This is a genomic window from Vibrio sp. J502 (genome assembly GCF_025397955.1).
Lineage (GTDB): Bacteria > Pseudomonadota > Gammaproteobacteria > Enterobacterales > Vibrionaceae > Vibrio > Vibrio anguillarum.
This window is the reverse complement of sequence record NZ_CP104555.1, coordinates 336,805-355,302: the sequence shown is the minus strand read 5'-3', so window position 1 is coordinate 355,302 and position 18,498 is coordinate 336,805. Positions and strand designations below refer to the sequence as shown.

Genomic DNA, 18,498 nt, shown 5'->3' with positions numbered 1-18,498 from the left:
TTGATTTTTAAATAAAAAATAAAAAATCATTAAATGATCAGGTCAAAATAACACTTCAAAAAATGTCATTATGACACTACAATATCCAAAAACATCACCTGAGTGCTTACCATGCAAGATTTTTCCATCTCTACCTTGATTGAAATGACCATAGGACTCGCAAGTGGTTTGAACGATCAAGATAGATTCAATCGCCTGCTTGATGCGATTCGTAAAACCATTCAATGCGACTGTGTGATGCTGCTTTCACGCCAAGGTGATTTGTTAATCCCCCTTGCGATGCAAGGCTTGACTCGCGATACCTTAGGCCGACGCTTTTTAATTGATGAACATCCCCGCTTTCGTGAGATTTGCCACGCTGATGGGCCGGTTATTTTCGATGCTAATTCATCACTACCCGATCCTTTCGATGGTTTATTAATGGATCATGATGGCGACCTTCCCATGCACTCTTGCATGGGCCTACCCCTTTTATTTGGTGATAAACTGCTCGGTATATTGACGCTTGATAGCCTTAATCCCAACATGTTTGAGCATATTCCCAAACGCAGCCTAGAAGCGCTGTCGGCAATCGCGGCCTCTACCTTGAAAATGGCACTGACCTTTTCTCAACTTGAAGCACAAGCCAAACAATCACAGCAACGCTTAGAAGAGCTGAATGAAGAAGCATGGGACAGAGAAGGTGGAGAGATCATCGGTTCAAGTGCATCGATGCTGGCCATGAAAGCCGATCTGGAAGTGGTCGCCCCTTCTAATTTCAACATTTTAATCCATGGTGAAACGGGTGTCGGTAAAGAGCTGGTCGCACGAACACTGCACCAACTATCAGCGCGTAAACGCCAACCCCTTATTTATGTCAACTGCGCCGCAATTCCAGAAAACTTGGTCGAAAGTGAACTATTTGGCCACGTCAAAGGAGCCTTTACTGGAGCAGAACGGCATCGCTTAGGCAAGTTTGCATTAGCCGACGGTGGAACCTTATTTCTCGATGAAATCGGTGAACTGCCACTGGCTGCCCAAAGCAAGATTTTACGTGCATTGCAGAACAATGAAATTCAGCCCGTAGGACAAGATCATGTCCAAACTATTGATGTACGAATATTGGCAGCGACAAATCGAGATTTAAAGCAAGAGGTGGAAGCGGGAAGATTCCGAGCCGATCTTTACCATCGACTCAGCGTATACCCTGTTCATATCCCTCCGCTAAGAGAGCGAAATGGTGACGTTACCTTGTTGGCAGGTTATTTTTTAGAGCAAGCGCGTCGCAAGCTCGGTATCACACAGCTCAAAATCGATCCCAACGCGCTGGCTGGGTTACTCAACTACTCATGGCCCGGTAATGTTCGCGAATTAGAACACGTGATCAACCGCGCAGCGCTGAAAGCACGAGCTAGACAAGGCTTACAAGCGTTAATCACAGTCAACAGCTACGACATAGGTGAGTTAGATTTCAGCCTACCTCTGGTTAACACGCAAAGTACGTTGAGCGGCAAAGAGGTCACAGCGAAGGTGTGGCAACGTGGGCTGCGAGAAGCAACGGATGAATATCAGCGTAAATTGATCAGTGAAGCATTGACCCAATCCGATTTCAATTGGGCAAAAGCGGGAAGATTATTGCAAGTGGATCGCGCGAATCTCACTCGGCTTTCAAAACGCTTAGGGATTTCGGTGAAAAAAACACACGCAATTGAGCGTTAATCTCACTGTCATCACTAATATATCTTTTCTCACCCAAACAGTAATTACAGGTAAGACGCTCACCATACTGTGTGAGCGCTCATTATTCGGCGGTTAGCTACCCATTTCACTCGGCAGCACTTCTGTTGCAACTAAAGTGCGTGGAAATGCGTTTTCATACGCTTGCATAAAGTCTTGGCGGATCAGTTGCTCTAAATGGTTGGCCCGCTCTGTTGGGCAAAAAATCATGAAATGCACGACCTGCTCTCCTGCGGCTGCGCTGCTGATCTGAATGTGCGGCTCAGCACTGGGCAAATCTACACCCGCATGTTTTTCAATCATGCTGTTATAGCGCCTTGCAACGTCGATAAAGTGGGCAAAGTGGCTCTCAATTTTTTCATGCATAATCGGCAATAAAGGATACAAATTTACAAATTCAGGCACTACTATCGAAAAGTTATGAAACACATAACGCTTCATAAAATTAAGGTTTTTTACCGGAAACGAGAAGAACATACTGTTTGGCAAGGTCGCGGTTTTTCCAGTGTAGTGATATTGACCATGATTCAAATCGATTTCTTGGATCACGGTTGCCATCAAGTTGTGTTCGATCACTTCACCGCTCAGTTTTCCGACTTCAATCCAATCCCCGATACGAAATGAGCGAGAGCTCGCTCGCTGAATTGAACCCGTAAAACACAAGATGATCTCTTTTGATGCGACTACAATGGCGACCGCTATCGCAGTCACTGACAGTGCAAATTCGTTGATCTCCGATTGCCACAATACGAAGAGGATGACCAAAGTAAACGCAAAGGTGCCATTCTTAGTGCGTGACATCCATTTACGCTGCTTCTCGGTAATCAGTGCGACATCGCCACGAATTTGAGAAAGCACAACTCGCCGCGTCAAAATAATCAACGTCATGATTAAAATACTAAACACCAATTTATGAGTGATAAGAAAGTCCCACACCGCGACCACTTTCTCCATATCAATCCCCTTCTTTTATTTTTATGCTTGGATTCAAGTACGAAGTGCGACACCTCTGAACATAAAAACAGTAAGGTGCGATAATCATGAAGTTTGCTCCCGCCAAGAAGTAAAAAACATGAAATACACACACCTCACTGAGATTGAAAGGTATATGATTTCTGCGCTCAGAAAGCAAGGGATCAGTACCGCAAAAATAGCTAAACAACTGGGGCGTCACAAAGCCACTATCTATCGAGAAATTGAACGTAATTGTCGTTACAACAAGTTCTTCGATAGATACTCTTATCAACCAGAGCGAGCACAGCAAATGGCGCGCAACCGGCTTAGTCGTTCACGGCGAAATAAACGCTATACCGAACTTGACTTCAGACTACCTGAAGCATTGCTACGACTGGATTGGAGCCCTGACCAAATCGTCGGATACCTAAGAATGAGAGGCTATCCAACAATGAGCCACGAGCTCATTTATCAGCGCGTTTGGAACGATAAAACTCTCGGTGGAACGTTATGGAAACACCTACGCCAATCCACCAAGAAAAGGCGTAAAAGGTACAACTCAAAAGACAGTCGAGGACGGCTGGCAAATAAGCGTCATATTGCCGAAAGACCTGCAGACGCTGAGCATCGAAAAGAGCCTGGCCACTGGGAAATTGATACCGTCGTGGGTCGCGGAACCAAGCACTGTATCGTCACTTTAGTCGACAGAATGACTGGCTACACTTTTATCGGTCAAATGGACGATAGAACAAGCGAGTCACTCAACGTAAGAATGAGCAAAATCATGACCCGCTCTGACTTACCTTTTAAAACGATAACATCAGATAACGGCACTGAATTTCATGGTTATGCACAACTAGAAAAACATCATAACTGCCTGTTTTACTTTGCAAATCCATACCATTCATGGGAACGAGGCACTAATGAAAACACCAATGGTTTGATACGACAATACTTACCAAAACGAACCTCCATGTCACACGTGACACAGAAGCTGTGTAATGAAATTGCATATAAATTAAATACACGCCCACGCAAAAGGCTTGGGTATAGAACACCAACGGAGTATATTCATGCGCATCTGTAGAAAGTGTCGCACTTCAAACTTGATACTAAGATGCATAATGATCAGCAACACATCTAAGCCAACTAGAGAGCAGCAGATTGAGATCGTGTTAGAAATTTTAGAAAGGTATTGTAACTGAGTGAATAGTTAACGTCGGCATAAGGCGCAATTATTATGCGCCCTGTCATAGCTTTGGAAGAGAAACTCCCTTTGAGATTGGCGAAAGGAAAAATTTGTTATCAGTGTTGATTCGCCAACGCTGTCTTTTCAGCCAGTTTTACAATCACGTTTACCGCTTGTTCCATCCCTTCAATGGTAATGAACTCATGAATACCATGAAAATTATAACCGCCAGTGAAAATATTAGGGCATGGCAGGCCCATGAATGAGAGCCTCGCACCATCCGTACCACCTCGAATAGGTTTGATCAGCGGTTCAACATCACAAGCAATCATGGCTTGTTTAGCCAGTTCAATGACTTGTGGATGAGGCTCGACCATCTCTTTCATATTGAAATAGCTGTCCGTCACGACCAACTCAACTCGTCCTTTCTCAAGACGGGCATTTAACTGGTCCACTTGCTGCTGCATAAACACTTTACGAGCTTCCAAGCCTTCTCGTTCAAAGTCTCTAATAATGTAACCCAAGGTTGAGCGAGCCACACTCATCTTTGCGGATTTTAAATGGTAAAAGCCTTGATAGCCCTGCGTGGTCTCTGGGGTTTGATCGGCTGGCATCATAAGCTGAAATTGTGCGGCGATGTTGATGGCATTCACCATTTTATCTTTCGCGGTCCCAGGGTGAACATTCACGCCATAGCAAATGACATCGGCGCTCGCCGCATTGAAATTCTCATACTCCAACTCACCCACCGGACCACCATCAATGGTATAAGCCCACTGTGCGCCAAACTTCTCCACATTAAATAAGTCCGCGCCCCGGCCGATCTCTTCATCGGGAGTGAAACCGATACAAATATCACCATGTGCGATGCTTGGGTCAGCAATTAACCTCTCAATGGCCGTCATAATTTCAGCGATGCCTGCCTTATTATCGGCACCAAGCAGTGTGGTGCCGTCAGTCGTGATCAGATTGTAACCATGCAGTTGATGCAAATCCGGGTATTGAATAGGTGACAGCACCTCATCCCCTTTACCTAAAGCAATGTCTCCGCCTTGATAATTCTCCACAATTTGCGGCTTAACGTGTTTGCCTGACGCGTCTGGCGCGGTATCCATATGTGCAATAAAACCAATCGCAGGAACAGGGTAATCAACATTCGATTGCAACTTCGCCATAACATAGCCGTGTTCATCAACCGTAGCATCGGTTAAGCCTAATGCGATTAATTCTTCATGCAGTGTATGGGCAAACGTCATTTGCCCTACTGAACTCGGGCAACGGCGGCTGGCAGGGTGAGATTGAGTATCAAAAGAGACATAACGCAAAAAGCGTTCAACAAGATTTTCCATAGCAAGCACTCAATAAGTTAGCATGTCAGCGTATCGCCTATGTTGGGATACGCAGTTAATTGCAAGCTATACTACGCGCTCATCAGAAACGGAATTTGCTATAAATCAGCTTTTCAGCAATTACTGAGGTGTCAATCATTCAAAAAAGGGATCAAAAATGCCCACCGCAGTGAGCATTGAGAGAAGCAAACAGGGCGTTTAAAGCAGAATGAAAATGCCCGCTAGACATGCACTCATTAAGTTAGCTAGCGTACCTGCAATCACCGCTTTAATACCTAAATTCGCGACTTCTGCACGGCGTTCAGGAGCGATAACCCCGATAGAGCCTAATTGGATCGCGATAGAACCAATATTGGCAAAGCCGCACAGAGCAAAAGTAATGATAACTTGGGTGTGTTCCGACAACAGCGCTTTGTGGTCAACAAAATCAATGAAAGCCACAAATTCGTTCATCACCACTTTTTGCCCAATGTAAGAGCCCGCCATCAAGACTTCATGGCTTGGTACACCAATCAACCAAGCCAGTGGTGAAAATAGATAACCGAACAGCAGTTGCAAGGTTATACCGTTCAAACCCAATAACTCACCGAAACTTTCAAGCCCAGTGTTAACCATCGCAATCACACTCACAAATGCAACCAGCATTGTACCGACGGCCACCGCCACTTTCATGCCATTCATCGCCCCGCTCGCCAGTGCGTCAATCACATTACTTTCTTGCGCTTTATCCATCTCAATATTGGTTTGATCAAGTGGAACATCGCGCTCTGGTACGATGATTTTTGCCATCATCAAACTGCCGGGTGCCGCCATAAAACTGGCTGCAATAAGGTATTTAAGCTCAACACCTAGACCGGCATAGCCACCCAACACGCTACCTGCGACAGAGGCCATGCCTCCGGCCATGACGGCAAACAGTTCTGAACGTGTCATGCGCGACAAAAAGGGACGCACAAGCAGTGGTGATTCTCCTTGTGAAAGGAAAATGTTACCTGTAGCAACCAGAGATTCTGCTTTGCTCGTACCTAAAAATTTTTGAATACCACCACCGATAAACTCGATGACTTTTTGCATGATACCAAGGTAATAAAGGGCAGAGATAAGAGCGCTGAAGAAAATGATGATAGGCAGAACACGAACAGCAAAAATAAATCCGGAATCGGCTAAATCACCGAATAGAAAGCGGATTCCTGCATCGGCGAAACCTAGCAAACTCGACACACCGCCGCTGATGCTGGCTAGTGCGCTTTGTCCCCATGGGAAGTAGAGCACCAGTGCGGCAAAACCAACTTGCAGTAATAAAGCACGTGATACGGTTTTCCAATTGATGAAGGATCGATTTTCAGAGAGCAGGTAGGCGCAAGCGATCAGCGCTAAAATGCCGACGAGGCCAAAAAGAATATTCATTGTATTTACCTAGTTTGAAATTTGGAAATAAGGGTAGAACCAAAAAACTTGGCGAAGGAGGAATCATTGCCCTTTTGCACAACAAAAGCATGACAAAAAGAGGGGTATGCGAACATATTGTTCATCTAAGATCACCTTATACAAGCAGAGGAACTTAGCTGGTCCAGTCCTTGGGGTCATTCACATTTCCGTGTGACGGCTTGTATGGGTTGAGCACCAGCTCATAACCGGGCGGAAAGTATAGCGAACAAAATGAGAGTTTCATCACATATTTTTACGCAAACGTTCAAGCGCTCATTTATTCGACAGTTATTCTAAAAAAACATCAAACACAGGCAAGATTGGATGGAAAACAAACAAAAAAAATATGGAATTTTCATCACAAATTTAAACTAATTTAACTATATAAAAACGAATAATTGGTATTTCTGCACTTTGCCAACTATGTTTAAGAGAGTCACTTTGAAGAGACTGAAACGGTTTCGAATAAAAATCACTAGCAACGTCACGCCTCTTGCGGTCAACACTGACCCAAGAGGCATTTTTATTGGACAAAGTCACTGTAGTGCAACAGCGTGAGGCGAAAACTAGTTTACAACCTCAATATCGGTTTCAGGAATACAACAACACGCTAAAGCGATACCAAGATGACGCTCATGTTCAGGCAGTGCTGGCACGTCAGGTTGATGCACTTTGCCCGACTGCACAGTCACCTTGCACGCACCACAGAACCCTGCTCGGCAACTGTTGGCAATCGCAATGCCAGCGGCTTCGGCTTGATCTAATAAGGTCGTTTGGTTATTACCCTCAAATACATGGCCATTGACGCTCAGTTGTAACGTTTTCAGCTCAGCTGCGACAGTGTGCGCCACACCAAACGCTTCTTGGTGGTAAGATTCTTCCGCAAGCCCTTTTTTCAACAATAAGCTTTTTGCTTTCTGCATAAAACCATCAGGCCCACACACAAACACTTGGCGAGCAGTCACATGTTGGATTTGCTTAAGGTGAGATAAAGAGAGCCGGCCTTTCAGGCCAAACCAATCTACTGGAGCTTGAGTCAGAGAAATGAAGACTTTCAACCCCGGATGTCGCTGCTTAAGCGCTTCAAGTTCAACACGGCAAGGAATATCCTCAACGCTGCGGCATTGATGATAAAAGACCACATCTTGAATTTGTTGATTATCGGCAAGATAGCGCAACATCGATAACATAGGCGTCACGCCACTTCCAGCCGACAACAGTAACAACGGTTGTTGGTACTGAGTCGACAGATGAAACGAGCCATCCGGTGATTGTGTGGTCAATGTACTTCCTACCTGCAAGTGATCAAGCAACCAGTTAGAAACTCTACCGCCATCAATACGTTTGACTGAAATCGCTAACCGACCCGGGCGCGATGGGCTAGATGACAAAGTGTAGCGGCGCACCGCGTTCTCGCCATCGATCACAACTTCGATTGGTAGGTGCTGCCCAGGTTGATAATTTGGCATTTCACCCTTTTTCGGCTCTAGCCAGAACGTGACAAAATCACGCGCAATCGCTTCACGCTCAACACAGGTCATCACATGGTGACTCATACCCAAATCTCGATAAAACTCTTTCTCTTTGTACTCAAGCACCTCAACGCTGTCGCCAACTCGAATCATTCCCTCATTTTTTGCGACTAAATTTTGCCCAAAAAACACCCCACCTCTTTCGTTAGCACGAAATTGTGACAAGGTTCTTAGCGGCTCTTTGGTTGGACGAAAAGCCCCTTTATTCACATCAACAGTAGTGAGAATACAGCGTTCGCAAGGTTTTACCGCTTCAAATTCTACCTCACCAATTCGGATCCGCTTCCAGCTGTCTTCAGCGAAAGGCTCATCGGTTCGTACCACTAGATTGGTACGAAATTGATCCATGCTGTGCACTTCAGGGCTGCGGCGATTGAGTTCATCAAGTGAAGCTTGGCTGATGACCAGCACTGGATAGCCATCAGCAAAACTGACATTGTGACCCACTTTTTCACGCATTCGGTTTGATTGCTCTCCGGTAAACAGCAACTCAACACGCTGGCCTAACACTTGGCTAAACCAATCATCCGCTTCATCGGTTGTGGTGTAAGCGGTAAAGTTATCGTCCCACACTTGCGCTGGAGAAGGTTGCATTTTGAAATCTGCATAACGCAGTTTTAACGGAGATTGGTTCACCGCCGTGAAGATCAAACCATCCGCAACCAGTATTGAATTCACCTTAACCATATTTGGATACTTACGTGCAGTGACCATTGAACCATCAGCTAACGCGATCATAAAGCGCCGATCAAAAGCCAGCCCCTGTTTTTCAACCCAAGCGGTGGACTGCGAGAGGCCACCTATCGATTTGACTGGGTAAACGTTAATTTGTGAAAGTTGAGCTGACGACATGGCCTATCCTTATGCTTTTTTGAAGGTATTTTTATAACGCGATGATAATGGAAATCGCCAAAGCTGGCTAACCCTATGGAAAATAAAAGGATGAAATTCACCCCTGTTTCCTCTATCATCCTGTCGCTTAAACGTAAGCGATTGCGCGCACATTAAAAGCGAAGCCCGTTTAAGCTCCAATCAATTTATTTTCCGGTGGGAGCAACCAATGAAAACATTAACGATTACTCGTCCAGACGACTGGCATGTTCACTTACGTGATGGTGATGTGTTGGCCGATACAGTACGAGACATCAGTCGCTACAACGGCCGCGCACTGATCATGCCCAATACGGTCCCGCCGATCACCACCACAGAATTAGCATTAGCGTACCAACAGCGCATCATGGCGCAAAAACCACGTGATTCTTTCAAGCCACTCATGGCGCTTTATCTCACCGATAACACGACACCTGATGAGATACGCAAAGCCAAAGCTTCTGGCGCTGTCGTGGCAGCCAAACTTTATCCGGCTGGGGCGACCACCAATTCAGATTCTGGCGTAACCTGCGCTCAAAATATTTACCCTGTATTGGAAGCGATGCAAGACGTTGGCATGCTGCTGCTGATTCATGGCGAAGTAACCGCTCACGATGTGGATATTTTTGACCGAGAAAAAGCCTTCCTCGATACAGTGCTTGCTCCTATTGTTAATGATTTCCCAAATCTGAAAATAGTGTTAGAACACATCACCACCGCCGATGCTGCCGAGTTTGTAAAAAATGCGAACCAGAATATAGCGGCAACGATCACGGCGCATCATCTACTTTATAACCGCAATCACATGCTTGCTGGTGGCATTCGTCCTCATTTTTACTGTTTGCCAATCCTTAAGCGCAACACCCACCAGCTTGCGCTGATTCAGGCAGCGACATCGGGCAATAAGAAATTTTTCTTGGGTACTGATTCTGCGCCTCATGCCAAAGGCAAAAAAGAAGCCGCTTGCGGCTGTGCTGGATCGTACACAGCGCACGCAGCCTTAGAGTTATACGCAGAGGTGTTTGAGCAAGTTGGTAAAATTGGCAACCTTGAAGCGTTTGCCAGTCACAATGGCCCTGATTTTTACGGCCTACCCCGTAATAACGACACCGTTACTTTGGTCAAAGAAGAGTGGCCAGTTGCTGAAAGTATGCCATTTGGCTCAGATATTGTGGTGCCGATCCGCGCCGGTGAAACGGTCGCGTGGGCAGTAAAATAGCCCATTAATGCATCAAAAAGGGAAGCCGCGGCTTCCCTCTCTTTATCATTATCATTTTTGCACCACACAGCGCTTATCTCAGCTTAGGCTGACGCTCTAACAGCACCATCACTTCGCTATGATCGGTATGTGGAAACATATCAAACCATTGCAGTTTTTTGGGTAAGTAGCCCACCATACCTTGCATATCAGTGATCAGCGTTTGCGGGTTACAGCTTGAGTAAATGATGTGTTTGGGTGATAAAGCCACCAATCGCTCAACTAATTCAGCTCCTAAACCACGACGCGGAGGGTTGACTAGCACTAGCTCAGGCGCGGTTGATTGAGCTTGTGAGAATTGGGCAGAATCCAGCGCAGCAAAGTCTAAATTGGTAATGCCCATCGTCTTGGCAGAGCGTTTAGCACTGGCGATCGCTTCTGGTTCAATTTCAATTCCTGTGACTGCCGTAGTTGGACTGGCACAATGTAGGGCAAAACCGCCCACGCCACAAAACAGATCCCACATGTGACTTGGGTTTATCTCTCTCACCCAATCACGCGCCGCCGCGTACAACTGCTTAGCTACATGCGGGTTGGTTTGGAAAAAACTTTTCGGGCGGATAACCATAGGCACCTGATTAAACTGCTCAATCAAATACTCACACTCGGTTAAAAAAATCTCTTCTTCACCTTCTAGGCGCGCCATGTGGATGGGTTGAAGGTTAACCGAGACGACGCGAATGGTTGGAAACTGCGCCTGAAGCCGCGCGAGGTTTTGCTCAACTCGGCCTAAAGCTTCGCGGCTTCTCAGTACAAAACGCAGCATAAACTCACCTGAATATTCGCTGCGTGTGAGCAATATGTATTTGAGTTCGCCTTTCTTCTTCGCTTTATTATAGGGAGGAATGCCCGAGCTACGGATCCAATCTTGTAGATAAGTTAATAGCGTTTGTGTCTCTTGTGGGTAGAGGCCACATTGCACCAAGGACACGGGCGTTGATTGCCCATCAACCATAGATTCAACACCCAAAATCGGTGCATGGGCCGCGCCAAGAGCCACCATTTTCGCTTTGTTACGAAAACCCGTCTCTTCACTTATGACAGGTTCTAGCCACTGCTGTGGCATCTGCGTTGAAAACAGCGCTTTTAGTGCCAAATCTTTGCGCTTCACCTGCTCTGAATAAGAAACCGCGCAATGAGTACAAGAACGGCACAGCTGTTGATCAAAAAACGCACACTGCATAATGGGAACTGCCAAAAACGAAAAGCGCTAGTCTATTCGTCTGCGGGCAAATCACCATTCAATATGATTATCATAACCATAAAAAAAATTAATAGGACGGTTTCAATTTACTCACCATCCCCCACACTGCAACCACAGCCAGCCCGGCGAGTAAGCCAACGAAACCATTAAGCAAGGTTGGCATCACTACTGCTAATAAAGAGAGTTCAGCAACGGCTGCAATCACAGGTTCAAGCACGTGGTGAATAAAAGGGACGTTGTGCACCACAATGCCACCGCCCACTAAAAACATCGCGGCGGTACCCACTACAGTTAATGCTTTCATGAGCTTAGGCGCGAAACTGATCAACCCTTTACCAAAGCGAGCACGCAGCCCTGCGCCATCTGAAGTGCGCTCTAGGTAGAAACCTAAATCGTCCAATTTCACAATGCCTGCCACCAAACCATAAACGCCGATGGTCATGACCACTGCAATCAAACTCACCACCAAAATTTGTGTCACCATGTTATGGCCTTGCACTGTCCCCAACGCAATCACGATGATCTCGGCCGATAAAATAAAATCGGTCCGAATCGCCCCAGCGACTTTACGTTTTTCATAGTCATCAATCGATACGTCAGTGAGCATGCGCTCATCCGCGTCAGCGGTGCTGTGATGGTTGGTATGAAACACTTTTTCTAAGATTTTTTCTGCCCCTTCAAAGCAGAGAAAAAGTCCACCGACTAACAATAGCGGCATTATCAGCCAAGAGGCTAATGAGCTCATCAGCAAGGCGGCGGGGACCAAAATTAATTTGTTGCGAAATGAGCCTTTAGCCACTGCCCATACCACTGGGATCTCTCGTTCAGCGGCAACACCAGACACTTGCTGGGCATTGAGCGCCAAATCATCACCCAATACACCTGCCGTTTTTTTCGCGGCCATTTTTGACATCAACGCCACATCATCGAGCACGGTTGCAATATCATCAAGAAGGGTAAGTAAGCTCGCGCCTGCCATCATTTTCTCCATTCGCTATTTCGAAGAGCAGAACTGTAACACCAACCATAGCAAGCAATAAACAAGTGTAATGAAAAGTTTCACGTCTCTCTTTGCTAGCTATACCCAAACAACTTGGAGTTGCAGGTAGGCGGCAGTGAGTGAGTCCCCATGAGCATAGGCAAACTATGTGATTGGGGTGAACGAACGTAGCCAACACCGCTGCGGCTTCAAAAGTAGGAAGGGTATATATGCTCTTGTATCAAGGTAAGAGTGTTGCATCAGGTTAATCTGCGCATTAAGCTTCTGGTCCATTACACCGAGATTTAAAGGAATGTCATGCAGCACTCTCACTATTACCCTATAGGTACTCCCGGACAAAAATGGACGCAAACCGAACGCGAAGCGTGGCTCGCGCAAACGACGATTAAACGAGAATATCAGCAAGAAGTCGTGCCGAAGATTAATGCTTTGGCAACGGATTTTGAGGTAGAGCAATACGGTGCACTATCAATAGACAAAGATCGCTACCCATTATTTGCCTTAAAAAGTCGCTCATGGAACCCTGACAAACCAACGGTGTTGATCACAGGTGGTGTACACGGTTACGAAACCAGCGGAGTGCACGGCGCGTTGCAGTTTTTAGCGACTCAAGCACAGCAGTATCAATCTCATTTCAACATTGCCGTTGCCCCGTGCGTAAGCCCTTGGGGCTATGAAACGATCAATCGTTGGAACCCATCAGCGCTTGACCCTAATCGCTCATTTTACGCCAATAGCCCAGCCGAAGAGTCGGCAAGCTTAATGCGCTGGGTCGCAAGCTTAGGTGACGTGTTGGTGCATATTGATTTACATGAAACTACAGACAGTGATGAAAGCGAATTTCGTCCTGCACTAGCAGCGCGCGATGGGATTAGATATGAAGCCGATACGATTCCCGATGGGTTTTATACTGTCGGCGATACGGAAAATCCGCAGCCAGAATTCCAAGCAGCCATTATTGAATCGGTACGCAAAGTCACGCACATTGCACCAGCCGATAGTAAAGGCGAGATCATCGGCTCTCCCATAACTCAAGAAGGGGTGATCAACTACCCCATGAAAGCGTTAGGGTTATGCGGTGGCATCACAAATTGCTACTTCGGCACCACCACCGAAGTGTACCCAGATAGCCCAAAAGTCACAGCGCAAGAGTGTAATGACGCACAAGTCGCCGCCATTGTTGGCGCTTTGGACTACGTGTGCCGCTAAAACGATAAAACACCCAACCCCCTATGTCATGGATTCATGAATAATAGACGTTGTAAAAAATTACCAAATTAAGTCTAAGGCACTTCTTTATAGTTTGATCAGGATGAAGTGCCTACATACGCTTAAGCAATATTATAACAAGCGATTTTTATACTGTTCCGGCGTTTGGCCGGAGTATTTTTTAAACATGGTAATAAAAGGACTGGCTTGGTTGTAGCCAAGAGTTAATGCTACCTCTTTCACTGAATGCCCTGTGCGCAGTAAATCCATGGAATAGAGATAGCGTACTCTTAATCGCCATTCGGTAAAACTCATCCCTAGTACCGTTTGGCAATGCCGCGCTAATGTTCGCTCTGTGGTATGTACTTTTTCAGCCCACAAAGCCAATGTCGTATCATCGGTCGGGTTTTCTTCTACCGCCGCTAAAATCGGGGCTAAATATTTGTGATTAGTGGAAGGCAAAAAATGATGCTGCGTTTCTTGCGTTGCCAATTGGTCGAGCAATACTTGAACTAAACGTTTATCTTGCGCGTTTTGAGCCACACTGATTTCACGCGATCGAAAATCCTCAATGATGGCAGAAACGATGGGCGTCACTTTTATCAAACTGGTGTGCTTGGGAAAACCATGGGTGAGAGCCCGATCAATATTGAGCGAACAATATTCAATTGGCTTACGATTATAGCTGCAGTGTTTCACCCCCGCAGGAACCCAAATCGCTAGATGAGGCGGTGCGAGAAATCGCGTTTCTTGCGCTTCCATTTCCAAAATCCCGCCGGAAATTAGCTGCACTTGTCCCCATGGATGGCTATGAGTTCGCGTTTCTGTGTTTGACAAAAACGCATCGAAATTCATAAAGACATCCGATGGCGCACTGTCAATCGATAGTGAAGGGTGAAGATTTCTGGGCGCTTTTTTCAAACTTGTCTTCCTATCGCTCGCAATGTCGTTTTGGAGATATATATAATTATAGAGACCTGCCACACTATACTTCACAGCACAATTTGCGACGAGGCTCACATGGTATATCTTCTTCCACTATTCACGGTTCTAATTTGGGGTGGTAACTCTATCATCAACAAGCTCGCCGCAGAAACCATTGAACCAAGTGCGATGAGTTTTTATCGCTGGTTTGTCGCGATGCTGTTGCTAACCCCCTTTTGCTTACCTACCGTGATCCGCCAATGGGTAACCATCAAGCCCCATTTAACTAAACTGGCTTTTTTAGCCATGTTAGGCATGGTACTGAATCAGTCTCTTGGCTATTACGCAGGGCTAACAACTACTGCATCAAATATGTCGTTGATCACTTCGCTGATACCACTGCTCAGTGTGTTCATCAGCGTCCCTCTGCTCCATAAGCGCATTTCAGCTTTGAGTGTTGTCGGAGGAGTCCTCTCTCTCGCAGGGCTTGCTTTTATGCTAGGTCAAGGCGATATGAGCTTCTTCTTGCATCAAGATATTACACATGGTGATGCATTAATGGTGGTGGCTGCAACCGTTTACGCACTTTATTGTGTGTTACTTAAACGGTGGAAAATGCCGCTAAGCAATTGGACGCTTATTTATATGCAAGGGTTGTTTGCTGTCTTAATGCTGACACCATTATGGTTGACCAGTGAACATCTCCTACCCACGGAAGGCTCGCTGCCCCTAATCGCTTACGCTTCTGTCGCTGCATCCTTATTGGCTCCATGGATGTGGGTAAAAGCGATCGACTTAATTGGTGCAGACTCTAGTGCGATGTTTATGAATTTGTTACCTGTGGTGGCGGTTTCGCTTGCCACAACCCTGTTAGGTGAAACAGTGCAAAACTACCATCTTTTAGGTGGAACGATGGTAATTTCCGGGGTTATTTTATCCCAAATAAAACTGACAAAAAGCCGTACAACAGCTATCGAGGGCGCAATACAACCATAAAATTGAGCATCTAGCATCGATTCGAGCTATGTTTATGGAAGAAGAATAAAAATAAACAAAAATGAAATGTATTGAGGGATCCTTTACGTCAGATCCGTTAGGCAACCTAGCAAATTTGGTGGCCAGATAATGATTCTTGATAACATCGAAGATGTGTATAGCAATAATTTGTTTGCCTTGCATGAGCTTGTTTTAAACGAGCTCGGTTCATACGTATTCGTAAAAAACCGCCAAGGTGAGTATCTGTATGCAAATCAGCTAACACTTAAACTGTTTGGCACAACTTTGGAAGAACTCAGAGGCAAAACTGATCATGATTTTTTTCAAGATGACCTACTCGCCGATATTTTACACAGCGATCAAATGGTATTTGATACCAAACAGCCTTTCATCAGTGAAGAACGTGCACAAGCAAAATTTGATACCAAAGTACGCGTCTACCGCGCCATGAAGAAACCTATTCTAAGTACACAAACCGGTGAAGTGATTGGCCTTATCGGTGTTTCTACTGAGATTATCGATATTGTCGAACTGCGAGAGCAACTACACACTCTGGCCAATACCGATGACTTAACGCAGCTCTACAATCGCCGCAAGCTGTGGCGGGAAGCGTGCAATGAATTTACGTTGGCTCAGCGTGATCATTATCCGATAAGTTGTATTGCCATTGATATCGACAACTTCAAGTTAGTAAACGACACCTATGGCCACCAGCGAGGAGATGACGTGATTTGGCAGTTAGCAGAGATGGCGAGAAAGCACACACGCCATGGCGACGCCTGCGGCAGAATTGGTGGTGAAGAGTTTCTGATTGTTTTGCATAAGGCCAATGTGCATGAGGCCTTTCAAGTGGCAGATCGTTTACGTAAAGAATTTTATGCATACGCATTTTTTGACAACGACGCACACTTTAGTATCAGTTGTGGTATCTCTGAAATTACGGGTAGCGATGCCGATTTTTTCGAAATTTATCGCCGCTCAGACAAAGCACTTTATAAAGCCAAGCTCGCTGGACGGAATCAATGTGCCACATTCCAAGAAACATAACTATGTTCCATAAAGAGCCTATAATGTTCGTTTAATGTGAATTATCACTTAAAACGAGCAAATACTCGCGTATCCCATTCACTAATGATTGAATTTGGTCGATTAAACCGTACACTCACAAAATCGGAGTGCCTTACGCAAAGTAAGCATTCAAGGTATTGACCTATTTAAGCTTCAATGAATAAGGATATTTAAGGTGAAAGCAGTTAAACGCCATCAAGAAATTATCGAATTAGTTCAAACACACGGATTTGTGAGTACCGATGATTTAGTCGAGCGATTCAATGTCAGCCCACAAACCATCCGCCGAGATCTCAACGAACTTGCAGATGCCAATAAGTTACGACGCAATCACGGCGGCGCTACCATCGCGTCTAGTTCTGAAAACTCCTCTTACCACACTCGCCAAGTAACTTATCAGCAAGAAAAAGAGAAAGTGGCTGCCGAGCTAGTCAAACACATTCCCGATGGCGCAACGCTCTTTATCGACATAGGCACGACACCTGAAGCTATCGCTCGGGCATTAATGCTCAATCACGAAAATCTGCGCATTGTCACCAACAACATTAACGTGGCGACGATTTTAATGGCCAAACCGGATTTCAATGTCATCTTAGCGGGCGGTGAAGTGCGTAATAAAGACGGTGGCGTGACGGGTGAAGCCACTTTGGATTTCATTTCACAATTTCGTCTCGATTTTGGTATTTTAGGGATTAGCGGCATTGACTATGATGGCTCACTTTTAGATTTCGATTATCACGAAGTGAGAGTCAAACGGGCGATCATCGAAAATAGTCGCTGTGTTTATCTCGGTGTCGACCACAGCAAATTCGGACGTAATGCCATGGTTAAGCTAGGCACAATTGCCGATGTAGATTTGATCATTACCAATGCTCAACCACCAGAAGAAATTGATGCATTCGCTCGTGAAAATGAAGTAACCATTCAGGTGGTATAGATAGATTGCGGCCAAAACCGACATTTGAACTAGATTTTCCCGCCAAATAGATAAACTATTTCATTATTTGCTCGTACTGTTACGGTTTTTTTTGATATAAATGCCAATATAGTACGACGCAATCTAGAACTTTCGGCTTATGTACAAAATTCTGAGACTGATCCAAGAGAACCAACAAATCACTAGCCACGATGATTTGGAAAATGTACTCAATGGGCTCAATAACTTAATTGATCATGAATTTTTCCTCTTTGGCCTATCTTTTCAACCCACGTTAAAAACCAGTGAAACGCTTGTCACGGACAATTACCCCAATAGCTGGCGACAGCAATATGATGAATCCGGCTTCATGCATATCGATCCAATTGTCAAATACAGTATTACCAATTTTTTGCCCATTCGCTGGGATGACGCTAAGCGGGTCAATGATGATGGACGAGTCATTTTCAAAGAGGCGCGTTGCAATGGACTCAAAGCGGGATTTAGCATTCCAATCCATGGACTTAGGGGGGAATTTGGCATGATAAGTTTTGCAACCTCAGATACCAAGTCTTACGATTTGAATCAACAAAGTATCTATACCTCACAGCTCATTGTACCGTTACTGGCTCATAATATTGGCAACATCACCCGTTACCATAAAGACGCAAAACCGAGAGCGGTGCTCACCGCACGTGAAGTACAATGCTTAGCTTGGGCGGCCGAAGGCAAAAGCGCTTGGGAAATTGCCACGATTATTAATACGTCAGAACGTACCGTGAAGTTCCATTTCAGTAATGCTTGTAAAAAGCTTGGCGCGACGAATCGCTACCAAGCGATCACTAAAGCTATTTTAGGTGGCTATATCAATCCCTATTTATAAGA

At 45.4% G+C, this 18,498-nt stretch carries 15 protein-coding genes; 8 read left to right on the top strand and 7 right to left on the bottom strand.

The window, feature by feature from the left end; all coding sequences use genetic code 11:
• Positions 1-111: 111 nt before the first annotated feature.
• Positions 112-1,698 (top strand): nitric oxide reductase transcriptional regulator NorR, encoded by a 1,587-nt coding sequence (gene norR, locus N5E84_RS17400; protein ID WP_069212100.1) that lies wholly within the window; start codon positions 112-114, stop codon positions 1,696-1,698.
• Between the two features lie 93 nt (positions 1,699-1,791).
• On the opposite strand, the gene N5E84_RS17395 is transcribed toward norR, so the two are convergent.
• On the bottom strand, positions 1,792-2,670 hold the full coding sequence (locus tag N5E84_RS17395) for a mechanosensitive ion channel family protein (RefSeq protein WP_069212099.1): 879 nt from the start codon (positions 2,668-2,670) through the stop codon (positions 1,792-1,794).
• Positions 2,671-2,788: 118 nt separating this feature from the next.
• Between N5E84_RS17395 and N5E84_RS17390 the strand changes: the two genes are divergently transcribed.
• The gene (locus N5E84_RS17390; protein ID WP_081245536.1) at positions 2,789-3,757 is read left to right on the top strand and encodes an IS30 family transposase; all 969 of its coding nucleotides are present in this window, start codon (positions 2,789-2,791) and stop codon (positions 3,755-3,757) included.
• A 218-nt stretch (positions 3,758-3,975) separates the two neighbouring features.
• Here N5E84_RS17390 and pepT read toward each other — a convergent pair whose 3' ends face one another.
• The 3 genes from pepT to N5E84_RS17375 all read right to left on the bottom strand — a co-directional run bounded on the left by pepT (position 3,976) and on the right by N5E84_RS17375 (position 9,020).
• The gene (pepT, locus tag N5E84_RS17385; protein ID WP_043004160.1) at positions 3,976-5,208 is read right to left on the bottom strand and encodes a peptidase T; all 1,233 of its coding nucleotides are present in this window, start codon (positions 5,206-5,208) and stop codon (positions 3,976-3,978) included.
• A gap of 198 nt (positions 5,209-5,406) precedes the next feature.
• Entirely contained in the window at positions 5,407-6,615 is a 1,209-nt protein-coding gene (locus tag N5E84_RS17380; RefSeq protein ID WP_013868046.1) for a NupC/NupG family nucleoside CNT transporter, read from the bottom strand.
• Positions 6,616-7,202: 587 nt separating this feature from the next.
• Positions 7,203-9,020 (bottom strand): hybrid-cluster NAD(P)-dependent oxidoreductase, encoded by a 1,818-nt coding sequence (locus N5E84_RS17375; RefSeq protein ID WP_019281779.1) that lies wholly within the window; start codon positions 9,018-9,020, stop codon positions 7,203-7,205.
• Positions 9,021-9,228: 208 nt separating this feature from the next.
• Between N5E84_RS17375 and pyrC the strand changes: the two genes are divergently transcribed.
• Positions 9,229-10,257, top strand: coding sequence for a dihydroorotase (gene pyrC, locus N5E84_RS17370; protein WP_017047152.1), 1,029 nt, complete (start codon positions 9,229-9,231; stop codon positions 10,255-10,257).
• 73 nt (positions 10,258-10,330) lie between these two features.
• Here pyrC and rlmC read toward each other — a convergent pair whose 3' ends face one another.
• Positions 10,331-11,479 (bottom strand): 23S rRNA (uracil(747)-C(5))-methyltransferase RlmC, encoded by a 1,149-nt coding sequence (gene rlmC, locus N5E84_RS17365; RefSeq protein WP_029388127.1) that lies wholly within the window; start codon positions 11,477-11,479, stop codon positions 10,331-10,333.
• Between the two features lie 88 nt (positions 11,480-11,567).
• Positions 11,568-12,479 carry a DUF808 domain-containing protein gene (locus tag N5E84_RS17360; RefSeq protein WP_019281777.1) on the bottom strand — a complete coding sequence of 304 codons (912 nt, stop codon included), beginning with the start codon at positions 12,477-12,479 and terminating at the stop codon, positions 11,568-11,570.
• Between the two features lie 318 nt (positions 12,480-12,797).
• On the opposite strand from N5E84_RS17360, the gene N5E84_RS17355 reads away from it, so the two are divergent.
• A complete protein-coding gene (locus tag N5E84_RS17355) occupies positions 12,798-13,709 on the top strand; it encodes a M14 family metallocarboxypeptidase (RefSeq protein WP_019281776.1) in 912 nt (303 codons plus the stop codon).
• 132 nt (positions 13,710-13,841) lie between these two features.
• On the opposite strand, the gene N5E84_RS17350 is transcribed toward N5E84_RS17355, so the two are convergent.
• On the bottom strand, positions 13,842-14,630 hold the full coding sequence (locus tag N5E84_RS17350; RefSeq protein WP_069212179.1) for an AraC family transcriptional regulator: 789 nt from the start codon (positions 14,628-14,630) through the stop codon (positions 13,842-13,844).
• A 99-nt stretch (positions 14,631-14,729) separates the two neighbouring features.
• Between N5E84_RS17350 and N5E84_RS17345 the strand changes: the two genes are divergently transcribed.
• The 4 genes from N5E84_RS17345 to N5E84_RS17330 all read left to right on the top strand — a co-directional run bounded on the left by N5E84_RS17345 (position 14,730) and on the right by N5E84_RS17330 (position 18,496).
• The gene (locus tag N5E84_RS17345) at positions 14,730-15,629 is read left to right on the top strand and encodes a DMT family transporter (RefSeq protein ID WP_019281775.1); all 900 of its coding nucleotides are present in this window, start codon (positions 14,730-14,732) and stop codon (positions 15,627-15,629) included.
• A 129-nt stretch (positions 15,630-15,758) separates the two neighbouring features.
• A complete protein-coding gene (locus tag N5E84_RS17340) occupies positions 15,759-16,676 on the top strand; it encodes a GGDEF domain-containing protein (RefSeq protein WP_019281774.1) in 918 nt (305 codons plus the stop codon).
• A gap of 196 nt (positions 16,677-16,872) precedes the next feature.
• Complete coding sequence (locus N5E84_RS17335; protein ID WP_013868063.1) at positions 16,873-17,634, top strand: DeoR/GlpR family transcriptional regulator; 762 nt, start codon at positions 16,873-16,875, stop codon at positions 17,632-17,634.
• Positions 17,635-17,773: 139 nt separating this feature from the next.
• Entirely contained in the window at positions 17,774-18,496 is a 723-nt protein-coding gene (locus tag N5E84_RS17330) for a LuxR family transcriptional regulator (RefSeq protein WP_019281773.1), read from the top strand.
• Positions 18,497-18,498: the final 2 nt, after the last annotated feature.